Source organism: Nocardioides sp., assembly GCF_035503875.1.
Lineage (GTDB): Bacteria > Actinomycetota > Actinomycetes > Propionibacteriales > Nocardioidaceae > Nocardioides.
Genome location: NZ_DATJTA010000008.1, coordinates 52,316 through 70,890 on the forward strand (window position 1 = coordinate 52,316; position 18,575 = coordinate 70,890).

Annotated in this window: 16 protein-coding genes; 6 read left to right on the plus strand and 10 right to left on the minus strand. The window is 71.3% G+C overall.

Annotated features, from left to right (window positions below):
* Positions 1-98: 98 nt before the first annotated feature.
* Entirely contained in the window at positions 99-971 is an 873-nt protein-coding gene (locus tag VMF51_RS01980) for a universal stress protein (protein ID WP_325472705.1), read from the plus strand.
* A gap of 63 nt (positions 972-1,034) precedes the next feature.
* Here VMF51_RS01980 and ppsA read toward each other — a convergent pair whose 3' ends face one another.
* Positions 1,035-3,452, minus strand: coding sequence for a phosphoenolpyruvate synthase (gene ppsA, locus VMF51_RS01985; RefSeq protein WP_325472706.1), 2,418 nt, complete (start codon positions 3,450-3,452; stop codon positions 1,035-1,037).
* 173 nt (positions 3,453-3,625) lie between these two features.
* Here ppsA and VMF51_RS01990 point away from each other — a divergent pair, with 173 nt between their 5' ends.
* A complete protein-coding gene (locus VMF51_RS01990; RefSeq protein WP_325472707.1) occupies positions 3,626-4,396 on the plus strand; it encodes an SDR family NAD(P)-dependent oxidoreductase in 771 nt (256 codons plus the stop codon).
* On the opposite strand, the gene VMF51_RS01995 is transcribed toward VMF51_RS01990, so the two are convergent.
* Complete coding sequence (locus VMF51_RS01995) at positions 4,389-5,162, minus strand: universal stress protein (protein ID WP_325472708.1); 774 nt, start codon at positions 5,160-5,162, stop codon at positions 4,389-4,391. The genes VMF51_RS01990 and VMF51_RS01995 overlap by 8 nt on opposite strands.
* Before the next feature lie 134 nt (positions 5,163-5,296).
* Between VMF51_RS01995 and VMF51_RS02000 the strand changes: the two genes are divergently transcribed.
* Positions 5,297-8,221, plus strand: coding sequence for a cation-transporting P-type ATPase (locus tag VMF51_RS02000; RefSeq protein WP_325472709.1), 2,925 nt, complete (start codon positions 5,297-5,299; stop codon positions 8,219-8,221).
* Here VMF51_RS02000 and VMF51_RS02005 read toward each other — a convergent pair.
* Genes VMF51_RS02005 through VMF51_RS02035 form a run of 7 tightly spaced genes read right to left on the minus strand, consistent with a single transcriptional unit; the run spans position 8,218 to position 14,854 of the window.
* Entirely contained in the window at positions 8,218-9,060 is an 843-nt protein-coding gene (locus tag VMF51_RS02005) for a universal stress protein (protein WP_325472710.1), read from the minus strand. The two genes, VMF51_RS02000 and VMF51_RS02005, sit on opposite strands and share 4 nt — an antisense overlap.
* Positions 9,057-9,332: a phosphopantetheine-binding protein gene (locus tag VMF51_RS02010; RefSeq protein ID WP_325472711.1), complete on the minus strand. Its 276-nt coding sequence runs from the start codon at positions 9,330-9,332 to the stop codon at positions 9,057-9,059. Before VMF51_RS02010 ends, VMF51_RS02005 begins: the two co-directional genes overlap by 4 nt.
* Complete coding sequence (locus VMF51_RS02015) at positions 9,332-10,651, minus strand: 2-oxo acid dehydrogenase subunit E2 (protein WP_325472712.1); 1,320 nt, start codon at positions 10,649-10,651, stop codon at positions 9,332-9,334. Before VMF51_RS02015 ends, VMF51_RS02010 begins: the two co-directional genes overlap by 1 nt.
* Positions 10,644-11,639, minus strand: a complete 996-nt coding sequence (locus VMF51_RS02020; RefSeq protein WP_325472713.1) for an alpha-ketoacid dehydrogenase subunit beta — start codon at positions 11,637-11,639, stop codon at positions 10,644-10,646. The genes VMF51_RS02015 and VMF51_RS02020 overlap by 8 nt, the downstream gene beginning before the upstream one ends.
* Positions 11,636-12,616 carry a pyruvate dehydrogenase (acetyl-transferring) E1 component subunit alpha gene (gene pdhA / locus VMF51_RS02025; protein WP_325472714.1) on the minus strand — a complete coding sequence of 327 codons (981 nt, stop codon included), beginning with the start codon at positions 12,614-12,616 and terminating at the stop codon, positions 11,636-11,638. Before pdhA ends, VMF51_RS02020 begins: the two co-directional genes overlap by 4 nt.
* Positions 12,613-14,352 carry an acetate--CoA ligase gene (acsA, locus tag VMF51_RS02030; RefSeq protein WP_325472715.1) on the minus strand — a complete coding sequence of 580 codons (1,740 nt, stop codon included), beginning with the start codon at positions 14,350-14,352 and terminating at the stop codon, positions 12,613-12,615. Before acsA ends, pdhA begins: the two co-directional genes overlap by 4 nt.
* 19 nt (positions 14,353-14,371) lie before the next feature.
* Complete coding sequence (locus VMF51_RS02035) at positions 14,372-14,854, minus strand: Hsp20/alpha crystallin family protein (protein ID WP_325472716.1); 483 nt, start codon at positions 14,852-14,854, stop codon at positions 14,372-14,374.
* A 337-nt stretch (positions 14,855-15,191) separates the two neighbouring features.
* On the opposite strand from VMF51_RS02035, the gene VMF51_RS02040 reads away from it, so the two are divergent.
* Both VMF51_RS02040 and VMF51_RS02045 read left to right on the plus strand, forming a co-directional pair.
* On the plus strand, positions 15,192-15,401 hold the full coding sequence (locus tag VMF51_RS02040; RefSeq protein ID WP_325472717.1) for a DUF1918 domain-containing protein: 210 nt from the start codon (positions 15,192-15,194) through the stop codon (positions 15,399-15,401).
* Positions 15,402-15,585: 184 nt separating this feature from the next.
* Positions 15,586-16,455, plus strand: coding sequence for an SPFH domain-containing protein (locus tag VMF51_RS02045; protein WP_325472997.1), 870 nt, complete (start codon positions 15,586-15,588; stop codon positions 16,453-16,455).
* Positions 16,456-16,483: 28 nt separating this feature from the next.
* Here the strand turns inward: VMF51_RS02045 and gap are convergent, their stop codons facing one another.
* The gene (gene gap / locus VMF51_RS02050; protein ID WP_325472718.1) at positions 16,484-17,488 is read right to left on the minus strand and encodes a type I glyceraldehyde-3-phosphate dehydrogenase; all 1,005 of its coding nucleotides are present in this window, start codon (positions 17,486-17,488) and stop codon (positions 16,484-16,486) included.
* A gap of 257 nt (positions 17,489-17,745) precedes the next feature.
* Between gap and VMF51_RS02055 the strand changes: the two genes are divergently transcribed.
* Positions 17,746-18,558 (plus strand): SDR family NAD(P)-dependent oxidoreductase, encoded by an 813-nt coding sequence (locus VMF51_RS02055; protein WP_325472719.1) that lies wholly within the window; start codon positions 17,746-17,748, stop codon positions 18,556-18,558.
* Positions 18,559-18,575: the final 17 nt, after the last annotated feature.

Genomic DNA, 18,575 nt, shown 5'->3' on the forward strand with positions numbered 1-18,575 from the left:
GATGTCGCGGGCGCTGTGCTTCCGTAGTGAGGTCCGCCGGTAGCGCCTGAAGGGCGGAAGCCGGGGGCGCCGCGGGAACGAGAGGGGAGGGACCGACCATGGACGAGGTCGCGAACCCGGGTGAACCGACTGCCGTGGGCCACGTCGTGGCTGCCGTGGGGCGCTGGCCGGACGACCAGGTCGTGGTCGAGCGCGCAGCGGCGGAAGCAGGTTCCCGCGGAGTCCAGCTCACCCTCCTCCACGTCGACGAGGGGCTCGAGGGTCCGGCGGCGGGTCATGCCGGCGCGCACGTCGACGAGTCGTCGCAGGCGCTGGTCGACGCCTCGACGTGGGCTCGACGCGCGGTGCCCGACGTCCACTGCCGGACGGCGGTGCTGGCCGGACCGATCGCGATGGGCATCATCGGCATGTCCCGCACAGCGAGACTGGTCGTCCTCGGCAGCGAGGGTGCGTCGCCCCTGGTCAAGCTCGCGCGGGGTGCGGTCACCTCGGACGTCGCCGCGCGCTCCCACTGTCCGGTCGAGGTGGTTCCCCGAAACACCGACGAGGACCTCCCGGTGCGCCCACCGACGCGCGTCGTCGCGCTGGTCCGGGAGCACGCGGAGCTCGAAGACCTCGTCCCCACCGCCTTGGCAGAGGCGGCACGCTGCGAACTCCCGCTGGCGATCCTGCACTCGGCGGGAGACACGGCGCCGGCCGAGCGCGAGAACCTGCGTGAACAGCTGCGTAGCGACATCGCCCGGTGGCGACGGCGGTTCCCGACGGTGCCGACGGATGTCGTGGTGGTGCCGGGCCACGCCCCCGTCGCCATCAGCGGGCTGCTGGGACGCGGCGACATCGTGGCGCTGGTACGCCGCCAGTCCGCGACGTTCTGGGGGCGCCCCGACCGTGACACCCGGGCGCTTCTCGACGAGCACGTGTGCCGGGTGCTCGTGCTTCCGATGCGCGAGCACGACCGGACGACCGCGTGAACAGAAGGACTCGGAGGCTCGACCGGGCCACCGGCTGACCCACGTGTCCGCTGGGCCACCTCGTCAGGAGGTTCCGAGTGCCCTCTCGGCTGCGAGGACGGAGCGCGTCCCCCGAAGGACGCTGTCCGGATTCAGACTGATCGAGTCGATGCCGAGCTCGACCAGGAAGCGGGCCAGCTCGGGATAGTCCGAGGGCGCCTGCCCGCAGATACCCGAGTGGATCCCGGCCCGGCGGCATCCGGCGACGGCCTGCTCGATCATGCGCAGCACCCCAGGGTCGCGTTCGTCGAAGTCGAAGGCGACCAGGTCGCTGTCGCGGTCGACCCCGAGGACGAGCTGGGTGAGGTCGTTGGACCCGATGGACAGGCCGTCGAATCGAGCGGCGAAGTCGTCCACGAGGACGACGTTGTTCGGGATCTCGCACATCGCGTAGATCTTCAGGCCGTGCTGTCCGCGCGCGAGTCCGAGCGTGGCCATCCTCTCCAGGACCCGGTCGGCCTCCTCGAGGCGTCGTACGAACGGCAGCATCAGGATGACGTTGTCGAGACCCATCTCCTCGCGCACCCGGCGCATCGCTCGGCACTCGAGCGCGAAGCCCTCCTCGTAGGCGGGATGGGCGTACCGGGCGGCTCCTCGGAACCCGATCATCGGGTTGCTCTCGGTCGGCTCGAAGTCGGTCCCGCCGAGCAGCCCGGCGTACTCGTTGGTCTTGAAGTCGGACAGCCGCACGACCACCGGCGATGGGTAGAACGCGGCCGCGATGGTGCCCACTCCCTCCGACAGCCGCTCGACCACGTACGACGCTCCGTCGGGGTAGCCGGCCACGAGGGCCTCGATCCGCGAGCGGGCGGCAGCGTCGCTGACGCGCTCGGGGTGTAGCGCGGCCATCGGGTGGACCTGGACCGACTCGGTCATGACGAACTCCAAGCGGGCAAGACCGACGCCGTCGTTCGGCAGGAGGGCGGTCCGGAAGGCGAGACCCGGATTGCCGAGATTCACCATGATCCGGGTGCGTGGCCGCGGGAGATCGGTGACGTCGATGTCCTCCACGTCGACACTCGCCGGGCCTCGGTACACACGTCCCGTGTCGCCCTCGGCACACGACACGGTGACGAGGTCACCGGTGCGGAGGACCGTCGTCGCCGATCCGGTTCCGACCACGGCCGGCAGCCCGAGCTCGCGAGCCACGATCGCGGCGTGACAGGCTCGACCACCGTGGTCGGTGACGATCGCCGCCGCCGTCTTCAGGACCGGCTCCCAGTCCGGTGTGGTGGTGCCGGAGACCAACACCTCCCCGGACCGGAAGTCCTGGAGATCTGCGCCGTCCCGGACGACCCGCGCCCGCCCCGTCGCGACCTGCTCTCCCACTGCGCGACCGTCCACGAGCAGTTCTCCGTGCGAGCGCAGGACCCAGCGCCTCATCGACGACCGCGGCCGGGAGACGGCCGTCTCCGGGCGGGCCTGCACGATGTAGAGGTCTCCGTCGACCCCGTCCTTCGCCCACTCGATGTCCATGGCGTGGCCGAAGTGGTCCTCGATCGCCAGCGCGGTGGCCGTGAGCTCCAGCACCTCGCGGTCGGTCAGGCAGAACCTGCGGCGGTCGGCATCGGGGGTCGGGCGCTCCACCACACCGTGACCGCCGGGCGCCGTGACCGTGCGCGCCGCCTTGGCACCGAGGCGTCGCCGCAGCACGACCTGGTGGCCGCTCGTGAACGTGGGCTTGTGGACGTAGAACTCGTCGGGCTCGACGGTGCCCTGGACGACGCTCTCCCCGAGCCCGAAGGCGGCGGTGAGGAAGACGACGTCGCGGAACCCCGACTCCGTGTCGAGGGTGAAGACGACGCCCGAGCTCGCAAGGTCGGAGCGCACCATCTTCATGACGCCGACCGAGAGAGCGACCTGGAGCTGGTCGTAGCCGTGACGGTGGCGGTAGTGGACCCCGCGGTCGGTGAACACGCTGGCGAGGCACCGTCGGACCGCGTCGAGCAGCTCGGTCTCACCGGTCACGTCGAGATAGCTCTCGTGCTGGCCGGCGAAGCTCGCCTCAGGGAGGTCCTCGGCGGTGGCGCTGCTGCGAACGACCACCCGGAGATCCGGGCCGTAGCGTTCGAGGAGCCCCCGGTAGGCGGCGACCACCTCGTCGCGCAGATCGCGGGGCAGCCCTGCGTCGTACACGACCTGCCGGGCCCGCGCGGCACGCTCCGAGAGGTCCGAGAGGTTCTCCGGGTCGAGGCCGTCGAACGCCGCCGCGAGCGCAGGCCACGCGTCGGCCTGGTCGAGCACGTGCCGATAGCCGTCAGCCACGATCGCGAATCCGCCGGGCACGCGCACTCCGGCCCCCGCCAACCGGCGGTACATTTCGCCCAGCGAGGCATTCTTCCCGCCGACCAGGGCCACGTCGTCGCGGCCGATCCGGCCGAAGTCGCGGACATAGCGCGTGACGGTGCTGGACGTGGTCGGTTCTCCGTCGAGTAGGGACATGTCGTCCTCCGTTCCTCGCCCCGATCCTGCGTCCGCGGTGCGGTGTACGTGCAGGGCCACCCGGCACCCCGCACCAGTGACGTTCGCCCCTACCTGGCGGTCGGCCGGGGCACGGACGATCGGCAGGTGCCGTCGTGCGCCGTCGTCGGTACGAATCCAGACGAGGAGTGCCCATGGTCGAGTCCATCTCCTCGGGAGCACTTGCGCTGACCGGCCAGACGGCGATCGTGACCGGTGCCGGGATGGGGATCGGTCGGTCGATCGCCCGGTGCCTGGCTGCCGCCGGCGCGGCCGTCGCGGTCGCAGACCGGAACGGCGGTGCGGCATGGGACTGCGCGGAGGAGCTCGTGGACCGGGGGTGGGAGGCCCGAGCGCTTGTGGTCGACGTCGCCGACGAGATCGAGGTCCTGGCGCTGGTGGACGCGGTCGTGGCCTGGAGGGGCGGGATCGACCTGCTGGTGAACAACGCCGGCGACTCCTCGGCAGTGCCGGTGCTCGACATGACCGAGGAGGACTTCCAGCGGGTACTCGAGGTCGACCTCACGGGCGTGTTCCTGTGCAGCCGGTCCGTGGCGCGGCACATGGTCGAGAGGGGGCGCGGCGGTCGGATCGTCAACGTCACGTCGACCGGTGCGCTCCACCCCACGGCGGTCGGGATGGCACACCACGACGCCGCCAAGCACGGGTCCTGGGGATTCACCCGCAGCCTCGCGCTGGAGCTCGCACCCCACGGCATCATTGTCGACGCGATCGCTCCCGGAGCGGTCGCCACCCCTGGAAGGTCGCACCGGGGCTGGTCAGGCGGGCTGCACGATCACGTCCCAATGCGGAGACTGGCCGCTCCCGGGGAGATCGCGGCCGTCACCCACTTCATCGCGAGCGATCTGGCGTCGTACCTGACGGGCAGCCAGGTCGTCGTCGACGGGGGCGCGCTGCTCATGTGACGCCGGCGGGTTCATCCGGCGCGCTGTCCACCGGAACGACGACGACGGTGCAGGTGGCACGCTGCACGACCCGCTCGGCACACGAGTGCAGGCCGCGTGCCGCCGGCCCCCGGCGTCGACGGTGACCGACGACGACGGCGGTCGCCTCTCCTGAGGCGGCGACGAGGCGGGCGGCCGCGGGCTGGGCATCCGACCGGAACATCACCCGGGTGTGACCGGGGTTGCTCAGCAGGGGACTGAGGTCGACCACGGTCCTGGTCGCGTCCGGGTCGTCGGTGCACCGCAGCACGGTCAGTGGTTCCTCGGTGCCGGCGAGCCGGACGGCTTGGCGGAGCACCTGCTCGTCGACCGGTCCGCGAACGCCGGCGACCACGCCCCGGCGTTCGCCTGTTCGGTCTGGGCGGACCACGACCAGCGGGCACGAGGCTCGGCGGACCAGGGCCGCCACCAGCGACGCCCGGTGGGAGCCGGGGCGACCGACGACGAGCAACCCTGCCGTCCGCGAGGCGATCAGCAGCTCCCAAAGGGCATCTCCGCGGATGGTCATCGGCTGGGTCGCCAACCCGGGATGGTGCGCGTGCACCCATCGTTCGGCGCCGGCGAGGATGGCTGTCGACTTAACCGGGACGGCTTCCGCGCCGACCCCTGACAGGTGGAGAAGGGTCAGCGGGGCACCCGTGCCGGCCGCTCGATCCGCGGCCCACGCGAGCGCGACTCGAGACGTGAGGGAGTCGTCGACGCCGACGATGACGGGGGTGCTGGACATCGGTCACCTCCGTGGAATCCGTCGGTTCCAGCCTCAGCCCTCGCCCGCCGCAGGCCCAGAGGCGAAGGTCCGAGGCGGGGGTCGCTGAAAGCCCCGGGTCGAAGGGGTCCTTCGGGCGTAGGAGCCCGTTGGTGATGAGCGCACGCTGGAGGCATGGATGTGCTGGTCCAGGGTCCGCGGTGCGTGGACACGGCGGAGCAACCGGCTCGTGGGGGAGCGGACCGGTCGTCTGGCGTGCGTCGACGCTCCCTGGACGGACGCGTGACGCACGGTGCCTCATCAGAGCGCCGGGGGCGACCCCGCGGAGGTCGACGGGGGACCGTCCCGTGAGCCGTGCCGCGACCAGCCGGGACGTCGAGGCGGAGAACATCCGCACCGCGGATCCCGAGGAGGCACTCGACCGCCTGTTGCGTGACCTGAGGAGCAGCCGACGGGGGTTGACCGATCGCGAAGCGGCGCGCCGCCTCGTCAGCTCCGGTCCGAACGAGTTGGTTCGACTACGTGGCAGGTCCTGGGTGCACGACCTCGCCGCGCAGCTCGTGCATCCGCTGGCACTGCTGCTCTGGGTGGCGGCCCTCCTGGCTGCCCTGGGGAGCTCCCTGCCCCTCGCCATCGCGATCGTGGTGGTCATCTGGATCAATGCACTGTTCGCCTTCGTCCAGGAGCGACACGCTGAGCAGGCCGTCGAGGCGCTCTCCGGCTATCTCCCGCAGCAGGCCCGGGTCGTGCGTGACGGCGTGACGCGCGATGTCGACGCCCGCACCCTCGTCCCGGGAGACGTCGTGGTGATCGGTGAGGGCGACCGGGTGTCGGCCGACGCTCGCCTGCTCGACGGCTCCGTCGAGATGGACATCGCGGCCCTGACGGGTGAGTCGCTCCCGGTGGTCCGCCACGTCGTACCCGGTCACGCGCGAGTTCCTCTGCTGCAGGCTCCCGACCTCCTGTTCAGCGGCACCAGCTGCACCGGCGGCGAGGCGACGGCCGTCGTGTACGCCACCGGGATGAACACCGAGCTCGGCCGGATCGCCTCGCTCTCCCAGCGGACCGAACGGGAGGAGAGCCCCCTGGAGGGCCAGGTCCGACGCGTCGCCCGGTTGATCGCCTTCGTCGCCGTGGGAACGGGCGTGGCGTTCGTGCCGCTCGGCATGTTCGTCGCCGGCCTCTCGCTGACCGACACGGTGACCTTCACCATCGGACTCATCGTCGCCAACGTTCCCGAGGGCCTGCTGCCGACGATCACGCTCGCCCTTGCGGTGGGGGTGCGCGTCCTCGCCAGGCAGGGAGCGCTGGTCAAGCGCATCTCGGCGGCAGAGACGCTGGGGTCGACGACGGTCATCTGCACGGACAAGACCGGGACGTTGACCCTGAACCGGATGCGCGCGGCCCGGGTGTGGACCGAGCCTGCGGTTCTGGTGGGAGACGGTCTGCCCGGGCGCCTCGGTCCGCCCCACGGTCCCGTAGCCCGTCTCGCGTCGGTGGTGACGTCCTGCAACAACGCCGAGATCGCCACGGACGGCACCGAACGCGGGGATCCGACGGAGCTCGCTCTGCTGCACCTGGCGCGCGATCTCGGGGCCGAGCATCCGACGACGGGCAGCAGTCGTGTCGCACAGTTCCACTTCGATCCGGTGCTGCGACGGATGTCGACCATCGACTCCACCACCGCAGGTCTCCGCGTCAGCGTCAAGGGTGCACCCGAGGCGGTGGTGCCTCGATGCACGGCGGTGGCGGTCGAGGGTGGTGATCGTCCCTTCGGCGACGACGAGCCTGCCCGAGAGTTGGCGATCGTTCGAGACTGGGCGAGCGACGGGCTGCGAGTCCTCGCCATCGCGTCGCGGAACCTGGGTGAGGCCGAGGACACCGAGATCGCACGCGACGACGCCGAGCGGGACCTCACCCTTCTCGGTTTCGTGGCCCTGATCGACCCACCACGGGCGGAGGTCCCGGCCGCGGTCGCACGGTGCCACGACGCGGGCGTGCGTCTTCTGGTGGTGACCGGGGACCACGGGCTCACCGCGCGTCACATCGCGGAGCAGGTGGGCATCGGACAGGCGGGCCTGCGGGTGGTCGAGGGCGCCGAGGTCGAGCAGATGCCGGAACGGGATCTGGAGATTCTGCTGGCCGGAGGCGAGGAGATCGTCTTCTCCCGCAGTTCGCCGGAGACGAAGATGAGGATCGCCGACGTGCTGCAGGCACAGGGCAACGTCGTCGCGATGACCGGAGACGGCGTGAACGACGCGCCCGCCCTGCGGCGCGCCGACATCGGCGTCGCGATGGGGCGGTCCGGCACGGATGTGGCGCGCGAGGCGGCCACGATGGTGCTCACCGACGACAACTTCGCCACCATCGTCGAGGCGATCGAGTCCGGGCGGCGCGTCTACGACAACGTGCGCAAGTTCATCGTCTATATCTTCGCGCACGCGACGCCCGAGGTGGTGCCCTTCCTCGTCTATGCCCTGTCCGGGGGACAGGTCCCGCTCCCGTTGACCGTCATGCAGATCCTGGCGATCGACCTGGGCACGGAGACGCTGCCGGCGCTGGCCCTCGGCCGGGAGGTGGCCGAGCCGGGGGTGATGGAGCGCCCTCCTCGCCGGCGGAGCGAGTCCGTGATCGACGCTCGGATGCTGGGGCGTGCCTGGGGTCTGCTCGGCGGGGTCTCCGCCGTCCTGGTGCTCGGCCTCTTCCTCGCGACCCTGCTCGACGGGGGCTGGACTCCGGGGGACGACGTCGGTACCGGCTCTCTCCACGACGTCTGGCAGCAGGCCACGACCATGACCTTCCTGGGCATCGTCGCGTGCCAGATCGGTACGGCGATGGCCGCTCGGACCGAACGCGCCTCGCTCTTCCAGGTCGGGGTCACCTCCAACCGACTGCTGCTGTACGGGATCGCCTTCGAGATCGCGTTCGCCGCAGCCGTCGTCGTCGTACCGGTGCTGCAGGAGGTGTTCGGGACGGCGGTGCCGGAGATCTGGCTGCTGGTCGCGCTGCTGCCGGTGCCGTTCGTGGTCTGGGGAACCGACGAGGCCGCGCGGTGGCTCGGCCGACGTCGGGCCGGCTAAGGGACCACAGCGACAGGGCAGGCGGCCCGCTGCAGGACCGGGGTCACCGTCGACCCGAGAACGAGGTCGGCGGGCGACGGATGATGGGCGCCCAGGACGATGAGCGCCATTCCGCGACCGGCCTGCAGGATGCAGCCGACCGGGTCGCCCCGGACGACCGCGGTCCGTACGGCGACGCTCGGAAAGGAGCTGCGGACGCTGGAGATCGTCGCGGCCAGCCGGCGCCGGGCGCCGACGTCGTCGTCAGCGGCCCTCGAGACGCTGGGAAGCGGTACGACGTGGAGCACGGTGAGGGGCGAGCCTCGCTGAGCCGCCTGATCGGCCGCGAACGCCACCGCCTCACGCGAGAGTGGAGAGTCACCGACGGCGACCAGGACGCCTCGGGCGGCCGCCCGGCGGGTGTGGCGATGCACGACCACCACCGCGCAGGAGGGATGACGGGCGACCTGCCCACCCGTCGCCCCGGTCACGCGGTCCCACAGGGTCGGGTGCGCTCGCGCCCCCACGACGAGCAGCCGGGCCCGCGTAGCCGTCTCGTGGAGGATACGAACGGCTCGGCCGGTGCGGAGGACCGTGTGCACCGTCATCTCGGGCGCTCGATGGCCCACCCGCTCGCGGGCATCGTCGAGCAGCCGCGCGCCGGCCAGCGAGCGCGCCGCCGAGTCGCCGGACCGGGACGGAGTCAGGGCATGCACGAGACTGATCGCCCGGTGCTCGCGTGCGGCTTGGTCGACGGCCCAGTCGAGGGCGTCACGCCAGTGCTCGGTCTGGTCGAGGCCCACGACGATGGTGCCCGCCGGGATCGCGTCGGCGGCGACCAGACGCGTCGGCTCGGTCATGGCGTGCTCGCCCGGCGTCGGTGGAGGAATGCCACACACGACCCGAGGGTCGCCAGGTCGGGGTAGTCGGTCTCGTCGATGCGTACCCGCGCCGTGGCGGCGAGTGTCTCGGCGAACGCGAGGAAGTCGAGCGAGTCGAGCTCGAGCCGCTCGCGCAGCGGGTCGGCGTCCGCGAGGTCGTCCAGGTCCTCGGGCACGAGGCCGGGCACGGCGCGACGCAGGGCGTCGACGGTGAGCTGCCGGTCCTCGGACGTCGAGGGTGGTGCGTTCATCACAGGTCCTCCGGTCGTTGCAGGTGGTGGTCGATGGCGGCGAGGAAGCGGCTTCCGACGAATCCGTCGGTGGCGCGGTGGTCCGCCGCGAGGGTCATGGTCGTGACGGGTCTGACGCCGATCAGGCCGTCGACGGCCCAGGGGCGTTCGACGATGCGTCCGAAGCCGACCAGGGCTACCTGCGGGGGATAGATCACTCCGTGCACGGACTCCGCTCCGAGATCGCCGAGGTTGGTGACGGTGATCGTCGGATCCCGGAGCTCGGCGTCCCGCAGGCGGCCCCGGCGGGCACGTTCGACGACATCGCGCAGGGCGCTCATCAGCTGGTCGGTGGTGAGCGTCGCGGCATCGTGGATCGCCGGCGCGACCAGTCCACCGCCCCGCAGGGACACCGCGATACCCAGGTGGACGGTCGACTGCTGATCGAGGCGGCCCTCGCTCCAGAACCCGTTGAGTCCGGGAACCTCCGCGGCGGCGAGCGCTGTGGCTCTGAGCAGGTACGCCGCAGGAACCAGTCGTCGATCCACCGGCAGGTCGCGGTTGCGTCGGGTCATCGCGTCGTGGACCGCGTGCAGGTCGACCGTCCAGGTCAGGTGGTAGTGCGGGATCTCGCGGGCGGACCGCGTCATCACGGACGCGATCGTGGCGCGCATCCGCGCGTGCCGCTCGGTCGCTGCCTTCGACGGGCCCGGAGCCTCGCTCGGAGCCTGCGACCTCCGGACGCCGGCGGCTGATCGGACGTCCGCCGCGCGGACGACGCCGTCGGCTGGCGCGGTGATGCCGACCAGGTCGACCCCGAGCTCCGCGGCGAGTCGACGGGCGTACGGCGTGATCCGTGTCCCGCCGGCAGGCGCGGCTCGAGTCGGTTCCGGCTGCGCGGCCGGCCGGCCGGCCTGGACGACGTCGTCGCGGGTGACGCGGCCGCCGGGTCCGCTCCCGGTGATCGTGGCGAGATCGACCCCGAGCTCGTGGGCGAGGTGGCGAACGGGAGGCGCCGGACGGGGGTGCTCTTCCGGGGGAAGCGGATCGACCGTCCGAGGCTTCGGGGAACCTGCGGGAGAAGGCGCGGGCGGAGCCGTGTCGTCGGGTTCGGTGAGGGTGGCCATCGGTGCGCCGACGGCGACGCAGGTCCCGGGTTCGACCAGCAGGGTGTCGACGACGCCGTCTCGGAAGGACTCCACCTCGACGGCCGCCTTGGAAGTGTCGACGACGGCCATGATGTCTCCGCGTCGCACCGTGTCACCGGGGGAGACGCACCACTCCAGCAGCGTGCCCTCGTCCATGTCGGCCCCCAGGGACGGCATGGTGAACTCAGCCATCGGTCTTCCCCATCGTGCGGAGGGCGGCGTTCGCCACGGCCTCCGGGCTGGGCAGGGCGGCGAGCTCCAGGTGGCGTGCGTAGGGGATCGGGGTCTCGGTGGTGCAGACCCTTTCCACGGGCGCGTCGAGGTCGAAGAACGCGTTCTCGGTGATGCGAGCGCTGACCTCTGCCGAGAGGCTTCCGCTGCGCCAGCCCTCGTCGATCACCACGGCACGGTGGGTGCGGCGCACCGAGTCCAGCACGGTGTCCTGGTCGAGGGGGCGCAAGGTGCGCAGGTCGACGACCTCGGCGTCGACCCCGTCCTCCGCGAGCCGGTCGGCGGCCGCGAGAGTGGTCGACAGCGTGCCGCCGTACGTAACGAGGGTGACGTCGGTGCCCGGCCGGCGCACCGCCGCGTGGTCGATGTCGACGGCTCCGGCGCCCGCCGGCAGCGTCCCCGAAGTCCCGTAGAGCGATGAGTGCTCGAAGAGCAGCACCGGGTCCGGATCCTCCAGCGCCGACCACAGCATGCCGCGTGCGTCCTCGAGCGTGGCCGGTGCAAGCACACGGAGCCCCGGGATGTGGGCGTACCACCCTTCGAGGCTGTGCGAGTGCTGGGCGGCCAGCTGTCGGCCGGCGCCCGTGGTCATCCGGATGACGATCGGGACGGCGAACTGTCCGCCCGACATGTGCAGCAGGGCCGCCGCGGTGTTCACGATCGGGTCGAGGGCGAGCAGGCTGAAGTTGACGGTCATGATCTCGACGACGGGCCGCATCCCGCCCAGCGCGGCCCCGATGCCGGCCCCGACGAAGGCGAGCTCCGAGAGCGGGGTGTCCCGCACGCGCTCGGGTCCGAACTCCTCCAGCAGCCCGAGGCTGACGGCGAAGCACCCGCCGTACCGTCCGACGTCCTCACCCATCAGGAACACCCGTTCGTCTTTCCGCAGGGCCTCGCGGAGCGCCTCGCGGAGGGCCTCGCGGTACGTCGTCTCGATCGGCTTGCTCATGACCGTCGCTCCGACACCACGAAGTGGGTCAGGTCGTCGACCGGCTCCAGCGGCGCCTCCTCGGCCGCCGCCACGGCCGCGGCGATCGCCTCGTCGATCTCGCGACCGAGCGCGTCGAGGTCCTCCTGTCGGAGCTGACCGGCAGCCTGAAGCGTCTCGGTCAGCAGCCGGATCGGATCGCGCTCCTTCCACTGCGCGACCTCCGCCTTGTCCCGGTAACGTTCCGGGTCGTACATCGAGTGCGCGCGGTAGCGGTAGGTGCGCAGCTCCAGGAAGTGCGGACCGCCGCCGCCGCGGATGGACTCCACCGCTCGGTGCGCGGCCTCCTCGACGGCGAGGACGTCCATGCCGTCGACCGGCCACGCGGCCACGCCGTACGACGACGCGCGCAGCGCCAGATCGGTCTGGGCGTGCTCCGTGGCCAGGGCCGTGCCCATCGCATAGCCGTTGTTCTCACAGCACAGCAGCACCGGCAGGTGCCACAGCGCGGCCAGGTTGAGCGACTCGTGGAATGCGCCCTCGGCGACCGCGCCCTCGCCGAGGAAGCACACGGTCACCCGGCGACGACCCTGAAGCCGGTCCGCGAGGGCCAGGCCGACGGCCAGCGCGATGCCTCCGCCCACGATGGCGTTGCCTCCCATGAAGCGGGTCCCGGCATCGAAGAGGTGCATCGACCCGCCGCGCCCACGCGAGCATCCGGTCACGCGACCGAACATCTCGGCGAACAGCGACTCCAGTGGCACGCCCCGGGCCAGCGCGTGCCCGTGCTCACGGTAGGTCGAGACGACCGCGTCCTCGGCCTCGATGGTCGGGAGGACCCCGGCGGCCACCGCCTCCTCACCGACGTACAGGTGCAGGAAGCCACGGATCCGGCCGGCGCTGTACAGCTCGGCGCAGGTCTCCTCGAACCGGCGGATCAGCATCATGGTGCGCAGCAGGTCCATCCGGTGGCGCACGGCCGCGGACGGCCGGGTCATGACGACACCTCCAGCGTCGAGGTGTCGCCCTCGGGGAGGCCGAGCGTCCGGGCTCGCAGCAGCCGGCGCATCACCTTCCCGCTGCTCGTGTGGGGCAGGTGCTGGTCGAACCCGAGGTCCCGGGGAGCCAGCCCTCCCAGCCGGCGCCGGGCGAACGCGAGGAGCTCGACACGCAGGTCCTGCGACGGCTCGAAGCCCTCGTTGAGGGTCACGAAAGCCTGCACGATCTCTCCCGCGACGGGGTCGGGCACGCCGATCACGCCCGCCTCGGCCACGGCCGGGTGCTCCAGGAGGGCGGACTCGACCTCGAACGGACCGACCAGGTGCCCGGCGCTCTTGATGACGTCGTCGGCCCGACCGACGAACCAGTAGTAGCCCTCGTCGTCGATCCGGGCCAGGTCCCCGCTGAGGTACCACCCGCCCCCGAAGCAGGCGTCGTACCGGTCCGGGTCGTCGAGGTAGGCACGGAACATCGAGGGCCAGCCCGGCCGCAGGGCCAGCTCGCCGACCTCGCCCGGGCGGGCGAGGGTCGCCTCGCCGGCGTCGATGCGAGCCCGGCCGCTCGGTCCACGTTCCAGGACGGTCGCGACGACGCCCGGCACCGGCCGTCCCATGGACCCGGCCCGGACCTCGCCGCCGGGACGGTTGCAGATCATGATGGCGCCCGTCTCCGTCTGCCACCAGTTGTCGTGGACCGGCATCCCATAGGCGCGCCGGCCCCAGTCCACGACCTCGGGGTTGAGTGCCTCGCCCACGCTCGCGATGTGCCGCAGGGCGCTGAGATCGTGCGCCTTGGCCAGGTCCGCGCCCGCCCGCATGAGCATCCGCAGCGCGGTCGGCGCGGTGTACCAGACCTGGACGCGCTGCTGCTCGAGTACGCGGTACCACCCGCGGGGGTCGAACTCGCCCGCATAGCTCACCAGGGTGGCGCCGCGGGTGAGGGGCGCGATGATCCCGTACGACGTCCCGGTCACCCACCCAGGGTCGGCCGTGCACCAGAAGACGTCGCCTGCCCGCAGGTCGAGGGCGTACGCCGCGGTCGCGTGGTGGGCGACCACCGCCTCGTGGACGTGGACGGCGCCCTTCGGCCGGCCGGTGGTGCCGCTGGTGAAATGGAGCAGCGCCATGTCGTCGGGGCCGGTCGGCTCCGGGGGGTGCTCGGGAGACGCGGCCGCGACGGCGACGTCCCAGGCGGACGTCGCCGGGGCGGTGACGTCGCCTGCGTCGTGGCCCACGAGCAGGACGTGGCGCAGGGCCGGCAGCTGGTCGCGGATCGGTGCGACGCGACGCTGGTAGAGGGCAGGAGTGGTGACGAGAACGCGAGCCGAGCCCAGACGGAGCCGGTCGCGTACCGGCTCGGGACCGAACGAGGAGAACAGCGGGCTCAGGACGGCGGCACGCTTCCAGGTGCCGAGTGCCGTCACGTAGAGCTCCGGGCACCGACCGAGCAGCGTCATGACGCGCTCGCCTCGTGCGACACCGAGCGCGGCCAGCGCACCGGCGAACCGGTTGCTCGCGCGACGCAGGTCGTCGTACGTCATCTCGGTGACCGCGCCGTCCTCACCGACCCGGCGGATCGCGACCGCATGGCCGCGACCCGCGACCACATGACGATCGACCGCCACGGAGGCGATGTTCAGCCCGCCACCGGGTAGTCCGTCGAGCTCGGCCCGCGCGCGTGTCCACGCCGCGGCGGCACGGACCGCCCCGTCGTCGGGAGGGCGCAGGTCGGCCATCTCGTCACGTCCGGTGGCGTCAGGAGCGGCTGACCGGGATGGTGGCGGCGGGCGTGGGAGCGGCCGGTTGCGGAGCGGGCACCCGGACCTCCAGGATCCCGTCCCGGTAGGTCGCCTTCACGTCCTGTTCGGTCGTGCCCTCCGGGAGCCGGATCCGGCGCACCAGGGCCCCGTAGTGGAACTCGGAGTGGAATCCGTCGGGACGCTCCTCCTCGGTGCGCTCGCGGCGCTCGGCTCGCATGGTCATGACACCTTCGGCCAGGGTGATCTCCACGTCTCGTTCAGGATCGATGCCGGGGAGTTCCGCCCGGATCACGCAGGATCCGTCCTCGATGAACTCCTCGACGCGCATGAGGTGCGCACCGTTTCCCATCATGCGATCGAGAAGGTGATCGCCGGTGACGTTGCGGACCAGGTCGCGGAACAGCCCGTCGACCAGGTCCTGTCCCCACAGGGACTCCTGCGGCCACGTCGCGGCGGGCTCGCGGTGGATGAGGCTCATGGTGCTTCCAATCGGTCGTCTCGGACAGGTGGACTGCCATGCTCCGCGGCGGTGACCGTCCGCGCCCAGGGTCTTTCGGCCCCGAAAGGCGGCGGCCCGGCCTCCGCTTCTGGCCCTCCCGTCCCTCGGAGAAGATGACCGGAGAACGTCGGCCCAGGCGCTGCGCGGAGCGTGGAGGAGATCGTGATCGCCGATGCGTGCGGTCGCCCGGAAGCGCCGCGAGATCCGGGACCGCCGGGTGCCTAAGGTCCCTGCGAGGCGGGGTCCATGGGCCGGTCCGCAACCCCAACCCTGGTGCTTTGTTGGAGGGAAACAGCGCCGAGCAGAGGGACATGACATGTATGCAACGGTCGGCGACCGGTTGGTCGTCCACAGTTCCACGGTCGGTGGTCCCGACCGGGACGGAGAGATCCTCGAGGTGCGGCACACCGATGGCACCCCGCCCTACGTCGTGCGGTGGGAGGACACCGGCCGCGAGTCGTTGGTCTTCCCGGGGCCGGACGCCACCGTGCAGCACTTCGAGCACGAGCCAGGACGGCAGACCTGAGACTGCCACGAATCTCGTACCCGGCCGCGGTCGCCACCTGCGGCCCGGCCGGACGCCTGCCCGAGATCCCACTGGGCCGGACACTCGGCCCCTGACTCTCAGGTCGTGCGGCCCTGTGCCGGGGCGGGGCGGCGCGGTGTGCTGGGGTCTACCCAGGCCTACCGTTCATTACTGGAGGCGAACCATGCTGGTCGAGATCGTGGTCGCGATCGTCGTCGTGATCGTCGTGGTGGTCCTGCTCGCGATGTCCATCCGGGTGGTGAAGCAGTACGAGCGAGGGGTGCTGCTCCGCTTCGGGCGCCTCCAGGGTGTTCGTGAGCCGGGACTCCGGTTCATCATCCCGGCGGTGGACGTGCTGCGGCGGGTCTCGCTGCGCACGGTCACGATGCCGATCCAGTCGCAAGGCATCATCACGCGGGACAACGTCAGCATCGACGTCGCCGGGGTCGCCTACTACCACGTGACCGATGCGCAGCGGTCGGTGCTGGCGATCGAGAGCGTGGCAACCGCGGTCAACCAGATCGCTCAGACAACGCTGCGCAACGTCGTGGGGCAGCACACGCTGGACCAGGCGCTGGCCGAGACCGACTCCATCAACGCGAACATCCGCGAGATCCTCGACCGAACCACCACGGAGTGGGGCGTCATGGTCACGTTGGTCGAGCTGAAGGACATCCAGCTGCCGGAGAGCATGAAGCGCGCGATGGCCCGCGAGGCCGAGGCGGAGCGGGAGAAGCGGGCCAAGATCATCGCCGCGGAGGGCGAGGCCGCAGCCGCCGCCGCGCTCGGGGATGCCTCGGACACGATGATGGCTCATCCGATCGCGCTGCAGCTGCGCAACCTGCACAGCCTCGTCGAGATCGGCGTGGACAAGAACACCACCGTCGTGTTTCCCGCCCCGCTCATGAGCACCATCGGCGACCTCGGCGCCTTCCTGCAGCGCGAGGCCCTCGCGGCGCGTGCCAAGGCGCCCACCGCGGAAGCGAGGGGCGACGGCTCACCGGCGCCCGGGCGGCCCGATGTCGGCGGGACCGCCGGACGACGAACGGCATGACGTTCCGGGCGCCAGCCCGAGGTCGTGGTCAGGGGCGCGCTCCCATCAGGAGCACCAGGTCCGCGAGCCGGCATGTGTAGCCCCATTCGTTGTCGTGCCAACCGAAGACCTTGACCAGCCGTCCCGCGGCCTGGGTGAGCTCCGGATCGAAGACACACGAGGCCGGGTCGCCGATCACGTCGGCGGAGACCATCGGCTCGGACTCGCAGCGGAGTCGGCCCGCCAGCGAGCCGGACGCTGCTGCTTCGGCGAAAGCGGCGTTCACCGAGGTCGTCGTGACCTCCCTCGCCAGCACGGCGGCCAGGTCCACGAGCGACCCGTCGAGCACAGGGACGCGCAGGGCGACGCCGTCCAGACGGCCCGCGAGCGCGGGTAGCACCGCGCCGACGGCCCGCGCTGCCCCGGTGGTGGTCGGCACGATGTTGACCGCGGCCGCGCGCGCCCGGCGCGCGTCGCGGTGCGGGGCGTCGAGGAGGTTCTGGTCGCCGGTGTAGGCGTGGACCGTCGTCATGAATCCGTGCTCGAGACCGAAGGCGTCGTCCAGCACCTTCACCATGGGTGCGACGCAGTTCGTCGTGCAGGACGCGTTCGAGACGACCCGGTGACGTGCCGGGTCGTACGTCTCGTCGTTGACGCCCATGACGATCGTGGCGTCGACGTCCTTTCCCGGGGCCGACAGCACCACTGACCGAGCCCCGGCGTCGAGATGCGGCGCGAGCTCCCCCCTCGTCCGGAACCGACCCGTCGCGTCCACGACCACCTCGACATCGTGCTTGGCCCACGGGAGCAGCCGCGGCTCGCGCTCGGTGCTGATCGCGATCTTCCGACCGTCGACCATGAGCAGGTCACCCTCGCACTGGATATCGCCGCCGAACCGACCGAAGGTGCTATCCCGGGTCAGCAGCCGTGCCACCTGATGCGGATCCGCGACGTCGTTGACGGCGACGACCTCCAGCGCCTCGTCCTGCTCGCAGCGGCGCACCAGCGCCCGTCCGATCCGGCCCATGCCGTTGATGCCCACCCTGACCGTCATGACGGTCCTCCTCTCGTGTTCGGCGCGGCGCAGGTCGTCCGCCCCTCCACTGTCGGAGCGGCAAGCCCCGGAAGGCAGGGCACAAGGTCATCGAAGTGCGGCGCCAGGTGGCCCTGCCACGTGAGAGTCCCGGATCGTCCCTCGGCCTGCTTCGCGTACGACGACGAGTGCTGCCGTGCGGCCCCTCGAGATCGGGACGTTGGCCCCTGCCGGACTCGCGGCCGAGGGCCGACGGTGGGGACGGAAGGGAGATCACGATGAACGACGAGACGAACAACCGCCTGCGGGTGGAGGAAATGCTCTCGCTCACGGGGCGTACGGCCGTGGTCACCGGAGCCGCGATGGGGATCGGCAGATCGATCGCCCACCATCTGGCTGCGGCCGGTGCCGCGGTCGTCCTCGCGGACGTCGACGGCGATGCGGTGGAGCTGGCCGCGAAGGCACTCGGGCGCAACGACCACGAGGTGCTGCCGGTGCAGGCGGACGTGTCCGCCGAAGCCGACGTCGATCGGATGCTCGAGGCGACCCTGGACTGGCGGGGTGGCATCGACATCCTGGTCAACAACGCCGGGATCTTCCCGACGGTGCCGGTCCTCGAGATGACCCTGGCGGACTTCAACCACGTGATCGCCGTGAACCTGAACGGCGTCTTCTTGACCTGCCGGATCTTCGGCCGTCAGCTCGTCGCCCAGGGCCGCGGCGGTCGAATCATCAACGTCACGTCGATCGACGCACTCCATCCGTCCTCCGTGGGTCTTGCGCACTACGACGCGAGCAAGCACGGGGTCTGGGGCTTCACCAAGAACCTCGCGCTGGAGCTGGCGCCCCATGACATCTGGGTGAATGCCATCGCACCCGGCGGCGTGTCGACCCCGGGCACCAGCCACCTGCAGTCTTCCGCTGGGGCCGACACCTCGGACCTCGTAGCGCGGTTCTCCGCTCGCATCCCCATGAGGCGGATGGCTGATCCGGACGAGATCGGCAGCGTGGCTCTCTTCCTCGCCAGCGACATGGCGTCGTACATGACCGGCAGTCAGGTCGTCGTCGACGGCGGAGTCCTGCTGACCTGAGTGTCACGAACTGCGTC

Coding starts and splice junctions, on each gene's coding strand:
- VMF51_RS01980 (WP_325472705.1), top strand. CDS start 99: ATGGACGAGGTCGCGAACCCGGGTGAACCGACTGCCGTGGGCCACGTC.
- ppsA (WP_325472706.1), bottom strand. CDS start 3,452: ATGTCCCTACTCGACGGAGAACCGACCACGTCCAGCACCGTCACGCGC.
- VMF51_RS01990 (WP_325472707.1), top strand. CDS start 3,626: ATGGTCGAGTCCATCTCCTCGGGAGCACTTGCGCTGACCGGCCAGACG.
- VMF51_RS01995 (WP_325472708.1), bottom strand. CDS start 5,162: ATGTCCAGCACCCCCGTCATCGTCGGCGTCGACGACTCCCTCACGTCT.
- VMF51_RS02000 (WP_325472709.1), top strand. CDS start 5,297: ATGAGCGCACGCTGGAGGCATGGATGTGCTGGTCCAGGGTCCGCGGTG.
- VMF51_RS02005 (WP_325472710.1), bottom strand. CDS start 9,060: ATGACCGAGCCGACGCGTCTGGTCGCCGCCGACGCGATCCCGGCGGGC.
- VMF51_RS02010 (WP_325472711.1), bottom strand. CDS start 9,332: ATGAACGCACCACCCTCGACGTCCGAGGACCGGCAGCTCACCGTCGAC.
- VMF51_RS02015 (WP_325472712.1), bottom strand. CDS start 10,651: ATGGCTGAGTTCACCATGCCGTCCCTGGGGGCCGACATGGACGAGGGC.
- VMF51_RS02020 (WP_325472713.1), bottom strand. CDS start 11,639: ATGAGCAAGCCGATCGAGACGACGTACCGCGAGGCCCTCCGCGAGGCG.
- pdhA (WP_325472714.1), bottom strand. CDS start 12,616: ATGACCCGGCCGTCCGCGGCCGTGCGCCACCGGATGGACCTGCTGCGC.
- acsA (WP_325472715.1), bottom strand. CDS start 14,352: ATGGCCGACCTGCGCCCTCCCGACGACGGGGCGGTCCGTGCCGCCGCG.
- VMF51_RS02035 (WP_325472716.1), bottom strand. CDS start 14,854: ATGAGCCTCATCCACCGCGAGCCCGCCGCGACGTGGCCGCAGGAGTCC.
- VMF51_RS02040 (WP_325472717.1), top strand. CDS start 15,192: ATGTATGCAACGGTCGGCGACCGGTTGGTCGTCCACAGTTCCACGGTC.
- VMF51_RS02045 (WP_325472997.1), top strand. CDS start 15,586: ATGCTGGTCGAGATCGTGGTCGCGATCGTCGTCGTGATCGTCGTGGTG.
- gap (WP_325472718.1), bottom strand. CDS start 17,488: ATGACGGTCAGGGTGGGCATCAACGGCATGGGCCGGATCGGACGGGCG.
- VMF51_RS02055 (WP_325472719.1), top strand. CDS start 17,746: ATGAACGACGAGACGAACAACCGCCTGCGGGTGGAGGAAATGCTCTCG.